The organism is Pseudomonas sp. TH32 (genome assembly GCF_016650855.1).
Taxonomy (GTDB): domain Bacteria; phylum Pseudomonadota; class Gammaproteobacteria; order Pseudomonadales; family Pseudomonadaceae; genus Aquipseudomonas.
Genome location: NZ_JAEKFA010000002.1, coordinates 2133460 through 2149009 on the forward strand (window position 1 = coordinate 2133460; position 15550 = coordinate 2149009).

The window sequence follows — 15550 nt, forward strand, 5'->3', positions numbered from 1 at the left end:
CCCGCCGGCATACCACGTTCTTTTACACGCAGCGTTTAAAGCATCGCGGCTTTCTGTCGGAGCATGTCGATAAACAGCCCCAGCTCGCGGCTCACCGGGTCGCCCTTGCGCAACAGCATCCCGAACGGCGCCAGCTGCACCTCCAGCACCACCGGCAAGGCCACCACCAGGCCCATTTTCAGGTAATCCCGCAGGGCGCTTTCCGACAGCACCATGATTGCGTCGGTGAGTTGAATCAGTTGTTGCATGGAATACACCGAACTGCACTCGATGATGTCCGCCGGCTGCGGCAAGGCCAGGTGTTGCAGCGCCTCGTCAAACCCGATACGCGCCGGGCTGGTTTGCGGTTGCAGGATCCACGGCCAGTCGCTGACCAGCTCCGCCAACGGCAAGTGTTCGCGCTGCGCCAGGGGATGGCCGGCGTGCACCACCACCAGCATGCGTTCATTACCCAGGGGCTCGAAACTGTAATGCTCGCTGTCGGTGGCGGCATTGCGCCGGGCGATGGCCAGGTCGATGCGACCCTGTTCCAGCAACTGGATCACCTGGTCGCTGGTGTCGCCCATGATGCGAATGCGCATCTGCGGGTTGAGCGACTTGATCTGCGCAATCGAGTCCATCACCAGGTCCGGCGCCGCGCCCATGATCGTGCCGATCGACAAATACCCGTAGCCGCCCTGCTGGCGCACCCTCAATTCCTCGGCGCAGCGATCGAGGCCGCTGAGGGCGGATTCGGCAAAGCGGATCAGCTCCTTGCCCAGCGCCGTGGGGCGCATGCCCCGGGGCAGGCGCTCGAACAGGTCGCAGGCGAACATGTCCTCGATCTCCCGCAACATGCGCGTCGCCGCCGGTTGCGACATGTTCAGGCTCTGGGACGCGCGGTGCAGGTTCTGGCTGGAACTCAAGGCCACCAGCATATGCAGATGCTTGTAGCGCAGGCGGTTGAACAGGCTGCGGGAGATCGCGGGACTACTCATTGTTTTCCTTGTTATCGATACCCTGAGGTTATCAATTGTAAGCGAGATTCGATTTGTAGCGCATAGATCGAGCGCCGTACAGTCCTTCCCATAAGAACAAAACAACCGGACTGACCCATGAAGACCCTGCCTGCGTCTCTGCTCGCCAAGATTTCCTGGCGGCTGCTGCCCTTCCTGCTGTTGATGTACATCATGGCCTTCCTCGACCGCGCCAACGTCGGGTTCGCCAAGCAAGCCTTCCAGGCCGACACCGGCCTTAGTGATGCCGCTTTCGCCTTTGGCGCCGGGGTGTTTTTTGTCGGCTATGCGCTGCTGGAAGTGCCGAGCAACCTGATCATGCATCGCGTCGGCGCCCGCCTGTGGATGTGCCGGATCATGGTCAGTTGGGGCCTGGTGTCCGCCGCCATGATGTTTGCCCATAACGAAACCAGCTTCTACGTGTTGCGCTTCCTGCTGGGCGTGGCCGAAGCCGGGTTTTTCCCCGGTGTCATTCTCTACCTCACCTACTGGTTCCCGTCTGCGGTACGCGGCAAGGCCATGGGGTTCTTCTACTTTGGCGCGCCCCTGGCCTTCATCTTCGGCAGCCCGCTGTCGGGCCTGTTGCTGGAGCTGGACGGGTTCTCCGGGCTGCACGGCTGGCAATGGCTGTTCGCCGTGGAAGGCCTGATGGCCACGGCGGTCGGCATCTGGGCCTATTGGTACCTGGACAACCGCCCCGCCGATGCCAAATGGCTGACCGTGGCAGAGCAACGCCAGATCCAGGACCTGCTGGACCGCGAAGACCAACACAAAACCACCCACGGGCGCAGCCTGCTGAATGTGCTGTGCCAGCCCAGCGTGCTGTACCTGTGCCTGGTGTACCTGCTGATCCAGGCCAGCGTCTACGGCGTGGTGTTCTACTTGCCCACTCAGGTCAGCGGCCTTTTGGGCACCAGGGTCGGCTTGATGGTGGGCCTGGTCTCGGCCATTCCGTGGGTGTGCGCGCTGTTCGCCGCCTGGTGGATTCCCGGCTATTCCGACCGTACCGGCGAGCGCCGCAAAACCGCGTCCCTGACCCTGTTGATGGCCGCCGCCGGGATTGCCTGCTCCGTGACCTTCGCCAACCCGCTGCTGGGCATGCTCGCCCTGTGTTTCGCCGCCTCGGGATTTATCGCTGTGCAACCGGTGTTCTGGACTTTCCCCTCCAGCTATCTGGCGGGCAGCGCCGCGGCCGCCGGCATCGCGTTGATCAACTCCTTCGGCGCCCTCGGCGGGTTTATCGCCCCGGTGCTGAAGAACTGGGCAGAAACCGCCTTCCACTCCCCTGCGGCCGGCCTCTACCTGCTGTCCGCCACCACCGTGCTCGCCGCCTTGCTGGTACTCGGTATCCATTCGCCAGGCCAAAAAGCGACGAACACGCCGGCCACTGTTTAATCAAGGAGTCACACCATGGGCAACATCACTATCAAGCACGTACGCGCCTTTGTGCTGCGCGGCGGCGGCGCGGATTACCACGACCAGGCAGACGGCCACTGGATCGACGATCACATCAGCACCCCCATGAGCAAATACCCCGAGTACCGCCAGAGCCGCCGCAGTTTCGGGATCAACGTACTCGGCACGCTCGTGGTGGAAATCGAGGCCAGCGACGGTACGGTCGGGTTTGCCGTGACCACCGGTGGCGAGCCCGCCGCCTACATCGTCGAGAAGCACCTGGCGCGCTTCCTGGAAGGCGCCCGTGTCACCGATATCGAGAAAATCTGGGACCAGATGTACCAGTCCACCCTGTACTACGGACGCAAGGGCCTGGTGATCAACACGATCTCCGGTGTGGACCTGGCGCTGTGGGACCTGCTCGGCAAGATCCGCCAGGAGCCGGTGCACCAGTTGCTCGGCGGCGCGGTGCGGGACGAGTTGCAGTTCTACGCCACCGGCGCCCGCCCGGACCTGGCGCAGAAGATGGGCTTTATCGGCGGCAAGATGCCCCTGCACCACAGCCCGTCGGAGGGCGAAGAAGGCCTGCGCAAAAACCTCGAGGAGCTGGCGACCATGCGCGAACGGGTCGGCCCGGACTTCTGGCTGATGCTCGATTGCTGGATGAGCCTGGACCTGAACTACGCCACCAGACTGGCAACCGGCGCCCACGAATTTGGCTTGAAGTGGATCGAGGAAGCGCTGTCGCCTGACGACTACTGGGGCTATGCCGCCCTGCGCAACAACGTGCCCAAGGGCATGCTGGTCACCACCGGCGAACACGAAGCCACCCGCTGGGGCTTTCGCATGCTGCTGGAGATGGGCTGCTGCGACATTATCCAGCCGGATGTGGGCTGGTGCGGCGGCCTCACCGAACTGGTGAAAATCTCCGCCCTGGCCGACGCTCACAACACGTTGGTGGTGCCCCACGGCTCGTCGGTCTACAGCTACCACTTTGTCGCCACCCGCCATAACAGCCCGTTCGCCGAGTTCCTGATGATGGCGCCCAAGGCCGACGAAGTGGTGCCGATGTTTCACCCGCAATTGCTCGGCGAGCCAGTGCCGGTGAATGGCCGCATGCGCCTGTCGGTGCTCGACAAGCCAGGGTTTGGCGTGGACCTCAACCCCGATTGCCAACTGCACCGTCCGTATAACCGCTGAGGACTCCTGCCATGAACATGCCCCACAACGCTTTCAAGGCCGCGCTGCGTAAAGACGCCGCGCAATACGGGATCTGGGCCGGTTTCGCCACGGCCTATGCCGCCGAAATCGTCGCCAGCACCGGTTATGACTGGATGCTGATTGACGGCGAACACGCCCCCAACACCGTGCCCAGCGTGCTCAACCAGCTCCAGGCCGTGGCGTCCTATGGCACCGCGCCGGTGGTTCGCGCGGTGAGCAGCGACGCCAACCTGATCAAGCAACTGCTGGATGTGGGCGCCCAGACGCTGATGATCCCGATGGTGGAAACCGCCGAACAGGCCCAGGCCCTGGTGCGTGCAATGCGTTATCCGCCCCACGGCATTCGTGGTGTCGGCGGCGGCTTGACCCGCGCTACCCGCTGGGACGGCGTGGCCGACTACCTCAATACCGCCCATGAACAGCTGTGCCTGATTGTGCAGGTGGAGTCGCGTCTCGGGGTGGAAAACGTCGCGGCGATTGCGGCCGTCGAGGGTGTGGACGCGGTATTTATCGGCCCGGCCGACCTGTCCATCGGCCTCGGTCACGCCGGCAACCCCGGGCATCCCGAGGTGCAGGAACGTATCCGGCACGCGGTCGACGCCACGCTGGCGGCCGGCAAGGCTTGCGGCATCCTCGCCCCCAACGAAGACGACGCCCGACGGTACCAAGCCTGGGGCTGCCAGTTCATCGCAGTGGCCATCGACATCAGCCTGTTGCGCCAGAGCGCCATGGCCACACTGGCCCGCTACCGCCCCGTCGCCGACACCCAGGCGCCGTCACGCACTTACTGAGGAGCTGCCCATGTCATCCGTACCGGTCTACCAGAACTTCATCAACGGCCGTTTTACCCCCAGCGATGCCCACCTGGAGGTGTTGAACCCGGCCACCGGCGCCCTGCTGTCGAAGGTCCCGGCGTCCACCGCTGAAGACGTCGACCAGGCCCTGGCCGCTGCCCGTCATGCGCAAAAAGACTGGGCCCGCAAACCCGCGATCGAACGCGCCGGGCACTTGCGCCGCATTGCCGCCAAGCTGCGGGAAAACGTCGCCCACCTGGCACGCACCATTACCCTGGAGCAAGGCAAGGTCACGGGCCTGGCGGAAGTCGAAGTCAACTTCACCGCCGACTACCTCGACTACATGGCCGAGTGGGCGCGACGCATCGAAGGCGAGATCATCACCAGCGACCGGCCCAACGAAAACATCTTTCTGTTCCGCAAGCCGCTGGGCGTGGTGGCCGGCATCCTGCCGTGGAATTTCCCGTTCTTCCTGATCGCCCGCAAGATGGCCCCGGCGTTGCTGACTGGCAACACCATCGTGATCAAGCCCAGCGAGGAGACGCCCAACAACTGCTTTGAATTCGCCAGACTGGTGGCCGAAACCGATCTGCCAGCCGGGGTGTTCAACGTGGTCTGCGGCGATGGCCACGTCGGTGGCGCCCTCACCGCCCACAAGGGCGTGGACATGATCAGCTTCACCGGCAGCGTCGCCACCGGCTCGCGGATCATGGCCGCCGCCGCGCCGAACATCACCAAGCTCAATCTGGAACTGGGCGGCAAGGCCCCCGCCATTGTCCTCGCCAATGCCGACCTGGACCTCGCGGTAAACGCCATTCGCGACTCAAGGATCATCAACAGCGGCCAGGTGTGCAACTGCGCCGAACGGGTGTACGTGGAGCGCAAGGTGGCGGACCAGTTTATCGAGCGCATCAGCGCCGCGATGGCTGCCACCCGCTACGGCGACCCCATTGCCCAGGCCGACGTGGAGATGGGCCCGCTGATCAACCGCCAGGGCCTGGAGAGCGTCAATCGCAAGGTGCGCACCGCGCTGGGCCAGGGTGCATCGCTGGTCACCGGTGGGCAGATTGCCGACCTGGGCCAGGGCTTTCACTTCCAGCCCACGGTATTGGCCGGTTGCCGCGCCGACATGGAAATCATGCGCGAAGAGATCTTCGGGCCGGTGCTGCCGATCCAGATTGTCGACGACCTGGATGAGGCCATCGCCCTGGCCAACGACTGCGACTACGGCCTGACGTCGTCGATCTACACCCGCGACCTGGGCAAGGCGATGCAGGCGGTGCGCGAATTGTCGTTCGGCGAAACCTACGTCAACCGCGAGAACTTCGAAGCCATGCAAGGCTTCCATGCCGGTGTGCGCAAATCCGGGATCGGCGGCGCCGATGGCAAGCACGGCCTGTATGAGTACACCCATACCCACGCGGTGTACCTGCAGGGCTGAGGTGGTGCAACGGGCCCTGGCGCGGTAGCGTGAAGGCCCTTCCCGATCAATTCTTCCGACAAGGATTGCGCAATGCCTCTTACCCCTTACAACGGCCCGATCATCGACAGCCACTTGCACCTGTTCGATCCGCGCCGCCCCCAGGGCATTCCCTGGCCCGAACCCGGTAACGCGCTGTATGCCGCGCATTTGCCGGCGGATTATTGGGCGCTGGCGGGCGACCATAACGTGATCGGTGCAATTGCCGTGGAGGCCAGCCCGTGGCGCGACGACAACCGCTGGCTCCTGGAAACCTTGCGCAGCGACCCACGCCTGCTGGGTTTCGTCGGCAACCTCGACCCGCTGCACAACGGCTTTGCAGCAGACCTTGAAGCCCTGGCCCATGAACCGCTGTTCCTCGGCCTGCGCTACGGCAACCTGTGGGACCGCGATCTGCTCGACGACCAGACGCGCCCCGGCTTTATCGACGGCCTGCGCCGCCTCGCCGAATACGGGCGCAGCCTGGACAGCGCCAACCCGAACCCACGCCTGATCAAAGGGCTGCTGCACGTGAGCGATGCCTTGCCCGAGCTGCGCATCATTGTCGATCACCTGCCCAACGCCAGCGTGCCGGCCGGTGAAGCATCGGCGTACCACGCCGACCTGATGCGCCTCGCCGAGCGGCCCAATGTGTTTGCCAAACTGGCGGAAATCCCCCAGGTCGGCCCGCAGGGCCTGATCCTTGACCCGGCCTTCTATAACGACCGCCTGGCGGTGCTGTGGGAAGCCTTTGGCGAAGACCGTTGCTTCTTTGGCAGCGACTGGCCCAACAGCGATCACCTGGCCAATTTCGCCACCACCCTGGGCCTGGTGAAAGCCTGCCTGGCGGGCAAACCCGAGGACGTACAGGGCAAGTTTTTCCTGCACAACGCGGTGCGGATCTACAGCCCCACGCCACCCCACGGAGGCCAGTCATGCAGACCCGAGCCTTTCGCATGAACCTCAACCCCGGGCAGCACGCCGAGTACCGTCGACGCCATGACGAGATCTGGCCGGAACTGGCCCAGGCCCTGCGCGATGCCGGCGTGGTGGACTACCGGATCTACCTCGACGAGGCCAGCAACGCCTTGTTCGCCGTGATGACCCACGAAGACCAGCACCGCCTCGACACCTTGCCTGGCACCGCGCTGATGCAGCGTTGGTGGCACTACATGCAAGACATCATGCCCAGCCACCCGGACGCCTCGCCCGTCAGCGTGGATTTGATCCCGATGTTCAGCCTCACTCCAGGCTGAATCAGCGCGGTACCACAACAATAAAAAAGGATTCGACTACGTGGAAATCATTCTCTTCGGTGTGATCCTGCACTTCATCGGCGGCTTCGCCTCCGGCAGCTTCTACATCCCCTACAAGAAAGTCCGCGGCTGGGCCTGGGAAAGCTACTGGATCACCGGCGGCCTGGTGTCATGGCTGATCGTGCCGCTGATTGCCGCGCAACTGACCGTGCCCGGCTGGGCCGACATCCTGCGCCAGGCCGACACCAGCACCCTGCTCTGGACCTACCTGTTCGGCGTGCTCTGGGGCATTGGCGGGCTGACGTTCGGCCTGACCATGCGCTACCTCGGATTGTCCCTGGGCATGTCGTTGGTACTGGGCCTGACCTCGGCCCTTGGCGCCTTGATGCCGGCGCTGTACCGCGACCTGTTCACCGACGCCACCGAAGGCACCCTGACCTCAATGCTCGCCTCCCAGGGCGGGCATTGGGTGCTGTGGGGCGTGGCGGTATCGCTGGTGGGCATCGCCGTGTGCGGCAAGGCCGGGCTGATCAAGGAACGGGAAGTGCCGGAAGCGGTGAAATTCGCCAGCATCAGCGAGTTCTCGGTGGCCAAGGGCATGCTGGTAGCGGTGATCTCCGGGGTGCTGAGCGCGTGCTTCAGCTACGGCATTTCCGCCGGGCGTCCGCTGGCTGCCGCGGCTGTCGAGCACGGCGCCAACAGCCTGTTCCAGAACAACGTGACCTTCATGGTGATCATGTGGGGTGGCCTGACCACCAACGGCCTCTGGTGCCTGTGGCTGAACTGGCGCAACCGCACGTTCCACAACTACACCGACCGCAGCACCCCGCTGTTAAGCAATTACCTGCTCGTGGCGTGCGCCGGAACCCTGTGGTTCCTGCAGTTTTTCTTCTACGGCATGGGCGAAAGCCGCCTGCAGAACGATGCCAGTTCATGGGTGCTGCACATGTCGTTCATCATCATCGTGTCCAACGGCTGGGGCCTGTATTTCCGCGAATGGCAAGGCACCAGCGCTACCAATAAAAGCGTATTGGTTGCCGGTATCGCGGTGATTCTCGGCGCTATCGCCATGGTCGGTTACGGCAACTATCTCGGCTGAGGCCGTTTGTTTTCGAGGAGTTCATTTATGTTACTTGCAGATAAAACCGTGATTATTACTGGCGCTTCCCGGGGTATCGGACGCGCTGCTGCCCGTGAGTGCGCGCGCCAGGGGGCTCGTGTGGTGATTGGTCATAGTGGCAGTGGCCAGGGGACTGAGGCGGCGTTTTCGTTGATCGAGGAGATCAAGGGGTTTGGTGGGCAGGCGGTGGAAGTGGGCGGTGATGCCGCTGACCCGGACACCGGTGACAAGCTGGTGGCGGGTGCGCTCAAGGCATTCGGCAGTGTGGATGTGTTCGTCAACAATGCCGGGATTTGCCCGTTTCATTCCTTCCTCGACATGCCGCGCGAGGTGTACCTCAAGACGGTCAACACCAACCTCAACGGCGCCTACTTCGCCGTGCAGGCGGCGGCCAACCAGATGAAAAACCAGGGCAAGGGCGGCGCGATCATCGCCGTCAGTTCCATCAGCGCGCTGGTGGGTGGCGGGATGCAAACGCATTACACGCCGACCAAGGCCGGGCTGCACTCGTTGATGCAGTCCTGTGCGATTGCGTTGGGGCCGTATGGCATTCGCTGTAATTCGGTGTTGCCGGGGACGATTGCTACCGACATCAACAAGGAGGATTTGGCGGATGAAGAGAAGTTGGCGTACATGACGTCGCGTACACCGCTGGGGCGGTTGGGCGAGCCCGACGACGTTGCTGGCCCCATTGTGTTTCTTGCTTCGGATATGGCGCGGTATGTGACGGGGGCTTCGCTGTTGGTAGACGGGGGGTTGTTTGTCAACTTGCAGTAGCTTTTTTGGGGGGGCATATCCGTTTTTTGGGTGATGGCTGATATGGGTTCCGCTCTTACAGCGGCTCACTTTTGAACAGCGCAAAAGTAACCAAAACGCTCTTGCCCCACCACTCGGCACCTCGCTCAGGCTCGGTGTGCCCTCACTCCGGTACTACTCCGCGGGCCGCCGCGACGGGGCGTCCCTGCCCCGTCGCGGCTAAACCGGCGTCCTGCCGGTTTACCCGCTCCGTACTACCTGCGTTCGGCCAGCGTGGTTTAACGGGGCGCCTAAGATCAAGATCAAAAGCAGATCAAGAGCACAGCGGCCTACAGGCCGGCTTGAGTGGTGTGGAGCAAAAACAAAATCAAGATCTAAAGCGGGCACGATCCCCTGTAGGAGCTGGCTTGCCGGCGAAGGTCGTTAACGATGACGCGGGCATACTGATTCAACGCGGCGCTCTCAGGTTTTTCGCCGGCAAGCCGGCTCCTACAGAAAAGCAGCTTTGCTTTCGCTTTGGCTTTTGCTCTGGCTTCTACCACTCAAGCCGGCCTGTAGGCCGCTGTGCTCTTGCTTTTGATCTTGATCTGACTGCCCCAATAAGCCCGAGGCCGAACGCAGGGATTGAGGAGCGGGTAAACCGGCAGGACGCCGGTTTAGCCGCGACGGGGCAGGGACGCCCCGTCGCGGCGGCCCGCGGAGCAATGCCGGAGTGAGGGAACACCGAGCCTAGGCGAGGTGCCGACAGGCGGGGCAGAGCCCTTTGCTTACTTTGGGCTGGGCCGGCATTCCGGCTTTTCCAAAGTGAGTCGCTGTAAGAGCGAAACCATAAGCCGCCGTTACCTAAATAACGGATATGTACCCCAAAAGCCCCCTACCCCTCACAATCAAAAACCTCCCCCCGCCTAACCACACTACCCGCCGCAAGCACCGCCCCCGGTGCCAACACACCATTGGCTCCAACCCGCGACTGATCCCCCAACAGCGCCCCAAACTTGTCGCACCCGGTACGCTGCAACTGCCCATCAACCCGCACCTGGACCTCCTTGTCATCCCGCTCATTACGGTAATTCGCAACGATACTGCCCGCCTCCAGATTCACCCCGCGCCCCAACACCGAATCACCCACAAAGTTGAAGTGCGCCAACTTGCTGCCACTGAAAACAAAGGACGTCTTGAGCTCCGCACCCGGCCCTAAGATGCAATATTCATCCACCCAGCAACCACCACGAAGGTAAGCCCCGGCCGCGATAAAACAGTGGGCACCAATGATCAGCGGCGCTTTCAAAACAGCGCCCGCTTCAACCACCGCAGTACGGTGCACGGCGATCTCGTCATGAATCTCGTAATCGTCGTCAGAAAGCCCCGCCAGCAATTGACGCACGATGCCAGGCGCCTGGTTCACCAGTTCCCAGGGTGCAAGGTCAACCCAGGGTGCCAGCGGCGAACGGGAAAAATCAGCGATGTAATCGGTGAGTCGAATCAACGTCGAGCCCTCTACAGATCAGCGAAGCCCGAAACGCTAACACCCCCGTCACTGCCCGTCGAGCAGCACCGGCTTGCCCAGTTCGCCGATCTTTTCCAACCGCGCCCGCACAATGTTGCGGCTGATATTCAGCAAGCGCCCGGTCTGCAACTGATTGCCATGGCAGTAACGATAGGCCGCACGAAAGACCGTCTCCTCGATGTGCTCGTAAAGGTCCGGAATGTTCTGCTCGAACAACGCATTCAGCGCCGCCTCAAGGCTCACCGGCCCGGTGATCGCGGGCGCGGCCTGGTTTGCCTCGTCCTGGCGGATGCCCGAGGAACGCATGTCCACCAGGTGCAGGTCCGGCGGCTGCACCAACTGATTACGGCACACCAGCAACGCATGGTGAATCGCGTTTTCCAGCTCGCGAATATTGCCCGGCCAGCTGTGTTCCAGCAGCTTGCGCTCGGCATCGATGCTCAGCGAAGCGCGGTTGTAACCCAGGCGCTGGCAGTGTTCTTCAAGAAAAAATTCCGCCAGCGGCAGGATGTCGCCGGGACGTTCCCGCAGGGGCGGCAGGCGGATGGTGGCGACGTGCAGGCGGTAGAACAAATCCTCACGGAAGTGCCCGGCCACCACCGCGTCGGCGAGGTTGACGTTGGTGGCCGCCACCAGCCGTACGTTGATCGGAATCGGCGTACGCGAACCCAGGCGCACCACTTCGCGCTCCTGTAGCACCCGCAGTAATTTGACCTGCATGTTCAACGGCAAATCGCCGATTTCATCCAGAAACAACGTACCGCCGTTGGCGGCTTCAAACCAGCCGGCCTTGTGGGTGGTGGCGCCGGTGAACGCGCCTTTTTCGTGGCCGAACAACTCGCTTTCCACCAGGGTTTCGGCAAACGCGCCGCAGTTCACCGCCACAAACGGCTCACGCCCGCGACGGCTCAGATGATGGATATGACGCGCGACCAGTTCCTTGCCGGTGCCGGTCTCGCCGATGATCAAGGTGTTGGCCTCACTGGGGGCCAGGCGCTCGATACGCGCGAGCAATTCCTGTGAGCGCGGGTCCTTGAAGACCAGCACGGTGGCGCGCACCGACTTGGTCAATTCACGGGCGTTGGGGTGGGTGATCAGCGACATGGTGCATTCCTGGCAGTAAAAGCGCGTGTCAATAGTGCATGAAGTTTTCTATACCATTTAATTATTAATTAATATTTATATATTCCCAAAAAGAATATACCAACACATCGCACCCCACCTGCTGCTGGAGCAGCAATCGGCCAGCACCTGCCTGTGCGCAGATCAGCACCAAGCCATTGCCAGCCAACTCCTCGAAAACCCGCAAAGCCACGTTCTACAAGGCGTGCAGCGCGTTTTTCCGCTGATGGCATGCAATCTGCTCTCTCCCTGTCAACGCCACCTCCCTGTAGGAGCCGGCTTGCCAGCGATGAGGCCCTCAAGCCTTGCACCGACTAAACGGACGCTTTCGCCGGCAAGCCGGCTCCTACAAGGGGTCGCGATCACTTAGCAGGGAGATCCCAATGAAAAGTTTCTGGCGCAACAGCATTGCCACCGTGTTCGGTGTGCTGGTCAGCACCGGCGTGCTGGCTGAACAGGCGCCACCGGCGTCGGTGAAGATCGCCATCGTCGCCTACACGCAAGGGGGCAAGCCGGTGTTCGGCGGCATCGCCGGGCGCGTCATCGAAGACGGCTGGCTCGAAGCACAACTGCGTGAACGCGGGGTCAAGCTGGAGTGGATCGCCCTGCCCCACGCAGGCGCCGGGCCGCAGATCAACGAAGGCTTCAGCAATAACAGCCTGGACTTCGCCGTGCGCGGTGACCTGCCTTCGGTAATCGCCGGGGCCGGCGGTGTGCCGGGCAAGCTGATCGTGCCCGGTGGCAGCGGCAACAATATCTACCTGGTGGTGCCCGAAGGCTCCCCCGCGAAAACCATCGAAGACCTCAAGGGCAAGCGCCTGGCGCTGCATCGCGGCCGGCCATGGGAGTTCGCCTTCAGCAACTTCCTGGCCAGCAAGGGCCTGAAGCTCGACGACTTCAAGATCGCCAACCTCAACCCGCAAGTCGGCGCCGCGGCCGTGTCTGCCGGCAAGGTCGACGCGGCGGTGTTGCTCAGCGAGGCCTATGCCCTGGAAGACAAGGGCGTGGGCAAGATCATCTGGTCGACCAAGCAAGGCAGTAACGACTGGCGCCTGGTCTCCGACCTGTGGGGCACCGAGGCCTTCGTGCAGCAGCACCCGGACATCACCCAATTGCTCGCCACGGCCTGGGTGAAAGCCGCGTGGTGGATTTCCCAGCCACAGAACCAGGACGCCTATTACCAGTTGTCTTCCCGCGCCGGCACCGCCGAAAGCGTGCTGCGCCGCGACGATCAGGACGACCCGGTGGCCTGGAAGGATCGCTGGGCGCCAAAAAGCGACCAGCAACTCAAGGCGCACTACCAGGCCCTCACCACCTACGCCCTGGCCAATCACCTGATTCGCGACACCTACGACATCGGCCCGTCACTGGCCACCGGCTTTACCAACCAGGCCCTGATCGACCTGAAACTCACCGACTACTGGCCAGCCCTGCGTGGCCAGGTCAGCACTAATCCGTAATAGGGAAATTGAGCATGAAACTGCCGCACTCCTTTGCCTTTGGCCTCAGCGTTCTGGCCCTGTCCATGAGCGTGTTTGCTGCCGACACCTACGCCCCCAAACCCGACCCGCTGCAAGGCGATGGCCGCGTCTCGGCGTTCTACACCTGGGAAAAAGCCATCCCGGCCGCTCCCGGCAAACTGCTGCGCAGCGAGCCCCTGGACAGCACCCTGAGCCTGGCCAACGCCGCCAGCGCCCAACGGATTCTGTACACCTCCACCGACGGCATCGATAACAAGACGCCGATCGTGGTGTCCGGCGCACTGTTCCTGCCAAAAGGCACGCCGCCTGCCGGTGGTTGGCCGGTGGCGAGCTGGGGCCATGGCACCGTGGGCGTGGCGGACGTGTGCGCACCGTCCTGGCAAGGTCGCTCGTACCGTGACGTGGCCTACCTCAATCGCTGGCTGGCCGAAGGTTTTGCCGTCGTCGCCACCGATTACCAGGGCCTCGGCGTGCCCGGCGGCCACCCATTGCTCAATAGCCGCATGGCCGCCTACGGAATTCTCGACGCCGCCAAGGCCGTGGTCGCCGGGGTACCCGGGCTGGCCGACAAGGTGTTGATCGTCGGTCAATCCCAGGGCGGTGCCGGTGCCTTCGCTGCCGCGGCGTATGCCGCCACCTACGCCCCGGACCTGGGAGTGAAAGGCAGCATCGGCACCGGTGTGATCTACACCCTCGACTACGCGAAAAACCCCAGCGAAGAAGTGCGCAACAAGGTCGATCCAACCCTGGCCTACGGCTTCTACACCCTGCTCGCCGCCCAGCAATACGACCCGAGCATCAACCCGGCCGACTTCTACACCGAAAAAGCCCTGCCGATATTCGAGCAGGCCCGCACCAGTTGCCTGTTCGCCCTCGAAGGCGATGTGGAAGGCCTCGGCCTGAGCATCGCCAACACCAAGAAAGACTACAAGGGCAAGCAGCTCGCCCCGTGGCTGGCGCAAGTGTCCTACCCGACGCTGAAAACCTCGAAGCCGATCTTCATCGGCACCGGCGCCGAAGACACCACCCCGGCCGCCGCGACCCAGGTCAAGCTGATGCAGGACGCGTGCAAGGCCGGCTCCATCGTCGAAGGCCACCTGTACAAAGGCCTGGGCCACAGCGCCACGGTCAATGCGTCACTCAAGGACTCGATCCCGTTTGCCCACAAGGTCATCAACGACCAGCCGATCACCCCGATCTGCGCCCCCACCGCGCAATAAGCAGGAGGCTTGCATGAGCATCGAATTCTTCACCCGCCTGCCACTGCACGGCGAAACCCAGTTCCTGCCCGGCGACCCACGCAACCGTGGCGACTGGCATCGCGGCGGCCCCAGCACCGGCGCGGTGTCGGGCTTCAGTGTCGGTGATCACTTCACGTACATCGACTACCTCGGGCAAATCGCCAGGGCTGCGGAAATCAACGGCTTTGGCGGCGCGCTGATGGTCAACGCGCCCACCGGCGAAGAGCCATGGACCGTCTGCGCGCTGCTGGCCCGGGAAACCCGCACCCTGCAATTTGTCACCGCGTTCCAGCCCTACCACTACACCCCCTGGGTGGCCGTGCAGCAGGCGGCAACCTACCAGCGCGCCACCGGCAACCGCCTGGTGTGGAACATCATCAACGGCGGCTCGGACGCGATTCAACGCCAAGTGGGCGACTTCAGCGACCACGATGAACGCTACGAACGCGCCACCGAATTCATGGACGTGGTCAAGGGCTATTGGCACAACGAAACCTTCCACTACGACGGCAAGTTCTACAAGGCCGACGGTGGCGGCTTGCGCGGGCCGCTGAAGAAAGCCCAGTTGCCGCTGATCTGCACCGCCGGCTCGTCCATCGCCGCCCGGGAGTTTGCCGCCAAGCACGCCGACTTCTACCTGATGCGCGCCGAACACCCGGACGAAATCGCCGCCCTGATCGCCGACCTGCGCGAGCGCGCGTTGAAATGGGGCCGCACCGACATTCGCTTCGGCCTGTCGATTGACGTGATCACCCGGGAAACCGAAGAACTGGCCCGCACCGAAGCCAAGCGTTTCTTCGACGAAGGCATCGCCCGGGGCGCGGTCAAGGCCGTGGCGGCCCATGCCGGGTTGCGTACAGCACGCAAGCTCAGCTATGAGCACGGCTTCAGCGAAAAACCGAAACCCAGGGCTTCGATGACTTCTTCATCCACCCCAATGTGTGGACCGGCTTTGGCTACACCGGCATTCCGCCGGGCTGCGCGCTGGTGGGCAGCTACGAGAACGTGGTGGCGCGAATTCGCGAGTACAACGCCATCGGCATCGACCTGTTCTTCCTTGCCGGCTACCCGCACCTGGAGGAAGCCTACCGCCTGGGCGAGCACATCCTGCCGCACTTTTTCAATGAACGCGCCGAACTGAGCCGCTCCCAGGAGCCCGTGCTGGAACTGCGCTCCGCCAACGGTCCGGCCGGAGTCTGATGC

Annotated in this window: 13 protein-coding genes and 1 pseudogene; 11 read left to right on the forward strand and 3 right to left on the reverse strand. The window is 63.0% G+C overall.

What is annotated here, in order from left to right; all coding sequences use genetic code 11:
- Positions 1–35: 35 nt before the first annotated feature.
- The gene (locus tag JFV30_RS13265) at positions 36–977 is read right to left on the reverse strand and encodes a LysR family transcriptional regulator (RefSeq protein WP_010171225.1); all 942 of its coding nucleotides are present in this window, start codon (positions 975–977) and stop codon (positions 36–38) included.
- A 117-nt stretch (positions 978–1094) separates the two neighbouring features.
- On the opposite strand from JFV30_RS13265, the gene JFV30_RS13270 reads away from it, so the two are divergent.
- From JFV30_RS13270 to JFV30_RS13305, 8 genes are all read left to right on the forward strand, one after another.
- Complete coding sequence (locus tag JFV30_RS13270; RefSeq protein ID WP_010171228.1) at positions 1095–2390, forward strand: MFS transporter; 1296 nt, start codon at positions 1095–1097, stop codon at positions 2388–2390.
- 15 nt (positions 2391–2405) lie between these two features.
- Positions 2406–3590: an L-rhamnonate dehydratase gene (rhmD, locus tag JFV30_RS13275; RefSeq protein WP_201124213.1), complete on the forward strand. Its 1185-nt coding sequence runs from the start codon at positions 2406–2408 to the stop codon at positions 3588–3590.
- Between the two features lie 11 nt (positions 3591–3601).
- Positions 3602–4402 carry an HpcH/HpaI aldolase family protein gene (locus JFV30_RS13280; protein ID WP_201124214.1) on the forward strand — a complete coding sequence of 267 codons (801 nt, stop codon included), beginning with the start codon at positions 3602–3604 and terminating at the stop codon, positions 4400–4402.
- 10 nt (positions 4403–4412) lie between these two features.
- A complete protein-coding gene (gene aldA / locus JFV30_RS13285) occupies positions 4413–5846 on the forward strand; it encodes an aldehyde dehydrogenase (RefSeq protein ID WP_201124215.1) in 1434 nt (477 codons plus the stop codon).
- Positions 5847–5918: 72 nt separating this feature from the next.
- Positions 5919–6824, forward strand: a complete 906-nt coding sequence (locus tag JFV30_RS13290) for an amidohydrolase family protein (RefSeq protein ID WP_201124216.1) — start codon at positions 5919–5921, stop codon at positions 6822–6824.
- Positions 6800–7120 (forward strand): L-rhamnose mutarotase, encoded by a 321-nt coding sequence (rhaM, locus tag JFV30_RS13295; RefSeq protein ID WP_201124218.1) that lies wholly within the window; start codon positions 6800–6802, stop codon positions 7118–7120. Before JFV30_RS13290 ends, rhaM begins: the two co-directional genes overlap by 25 nt.
- Before the next feature lie 40 nt (positions 7121–7160).
- Positions 7161–8219, forward strand: coding sequence for an L-rhamnose/proton symporter RhaT (gene rhaT / locus JFV30_RS13300; RefSeq protein WP_169388561.1), 1059 nt, complete (start codon positions 7161–7163; stop codon positions 8217–8219).
- A gap of 27 nt (positions 8220–8246) precedes the next feature.
- The gene (locus JFV30_RS13305; protein ID WP_201124220.1) at positions 8247–9017 is read left to right on the forward strand and encodes an SDR family NAD(P)-dependent oxidoreductase; all 771 of its coding nucleotides are present in this window, start codon (positions 8247–8249) and stop codon (positions 9015–9017) included.
- 853 nt (positions 9018–9870) lie between these two features.
- On the opposite strand, the gene JFV30_RS13310 is transcribed toward JFV30_RS13305, so the two are convergent.
- Both JFV30_RS13310 and JFV30_RS13315 read right to left on the reverse strand, forming a co-directional pair.
- Positions 9871–10482, reverse strand: coding sequence for an LpxA family transferase (locus JFV30_RS13310; RefSeq protein WP_201124222.1), 612 nt, complete (start codon positions 10480–10482; stop codon positions 9871–9873).
- Between the two features lie 48 nt (positions 10483–10530).
- Positions 10531–11607, reverse strand: coding sequence for a sigma-54 interaction domain-containing protein (locus tag JFV30_RS13315; RefSeq protein WP_010171256.1), 1077 nt, complete (start codon positions 11605–11607; stop codon positions 10531–10533).
- A 401-nt stretch (positions 11608–12008) separates the two neighbouring features.
- On the opposite strand from JFV30_RS13315, the gene JFV30_RS13320 reads away from it, so the two are divergent.
- From JFV30_RS13320 to JFV30_RS13330, 3 genes and pseudogenes are all read left to right on the forward strand, one after another.
- Positions 12009–13085 (forward strand): ABC transporter substrate-binding protein, encoded by a 1077-nt coding sequence (locus JFV30_RS13320; RefSeq protein WP_010171258.1) that lies wholly within the window; start codon positions 12009–12011, stop codon positions 13083–13085.
- A gap of 14 nt (positions 13086–13099) precedes the next feature.
- Positions 13100–14326 (forward strand): alpha/beta hydrolase family protein, encoded by a 1227-nt coding sequence (locus JFV30_RS13325; protein ID WP_201124223.1) that lies wholly within the window; start codon positions 13100–13102, stop codon positions 14324–14326.
- A 13-nt stretch (positions 14327–14339) separates the two neighbouring features.
- Positions 14340–15547, forward strand: a pseudogene (locus JFV30_RS13330) (LLM class flavin-dependent oxidoreductase).
- Positions 15548–15550: the final 3 nt, after the last annotated feature.

Bases quoted from the DNA above. Each gene is read 5' to 3' on its own strand.
- JFV30_RS13325 (WP_201124223.1), top strand. From the start codon at position 13,100: ATGAAACTGCCGCACTCCTTTGCCTTTGGCCTCAGCGTTCTGGCCCTG.
- JFV30_RS13315 (WP_010171256.1), bottom strand. From the start codon at position 11,607: ATGTCGCTGATCACCCACCCCAACGCCCGTGAATTGACCAAGTCGGTG.
- JFV30_RS13320 (WP_010171258.1), top strand. From the start codon at position 12,009: ATGAAAAGTTTCTGGCGCAACAGCATTGCCACCGTGTTCGGTGTGCTG.
- JFV30_RS13280 (WP_201124214.1), top strand. From the start codon at position 3,602: ATGAACATGCCCCACAACGCTTTCAAGGCCGCGCTGCGTAAAGACGCC.
- JFV30_RS13265 (WP_010171225.1), bottom strand. From the start codon at position 977: ATGAGTAGTCCCGCGATCTCCCGCAGCCTGTTCAACCGCCTGCGCTAC.
- rhaM (WP_201124218.1), top strand. From the start codon at position 6,800: ATGCAGACCCGAGCCTTTCGCATGAACCTCAACCCCGGGCAGCACGCC.
- JFV30_RS13305 (WP_201124220.1), top strand. From the start codon at position 8,247: ATGTTACTTGCAGATAAAACCGTGATTATTACTGGCGCTTCCCGGGGT.
- JFV30_RS13270 (WP_010171228.1), top strand. From the start codon at position 1,095: ATGAAGACCCTGCCTGCGTCTCTGCTCGCCAAGATTTCCTGGCGGCTG.
- rhmD (WP_201124213.1), top strand. From the start codon at position 2,406: ATGGGCAACATCACTATCAAGCACGTACGCGCCTTTGTGCTGCGCGGC.
- JFV30_RS13290 (WP_201124216.1), top strand. From the start codon at position 5,919: ATGCCTCTTACCCCTTACAACGGCCCGATCATCGACAGCCACTTGCAC.
- aldA (WP_201124215.1), top strand. From the start codon at position 4,413: ATGTCATCCGTACCGGTCTACCAGAACTTCATCAACGGCCGTTTTACC.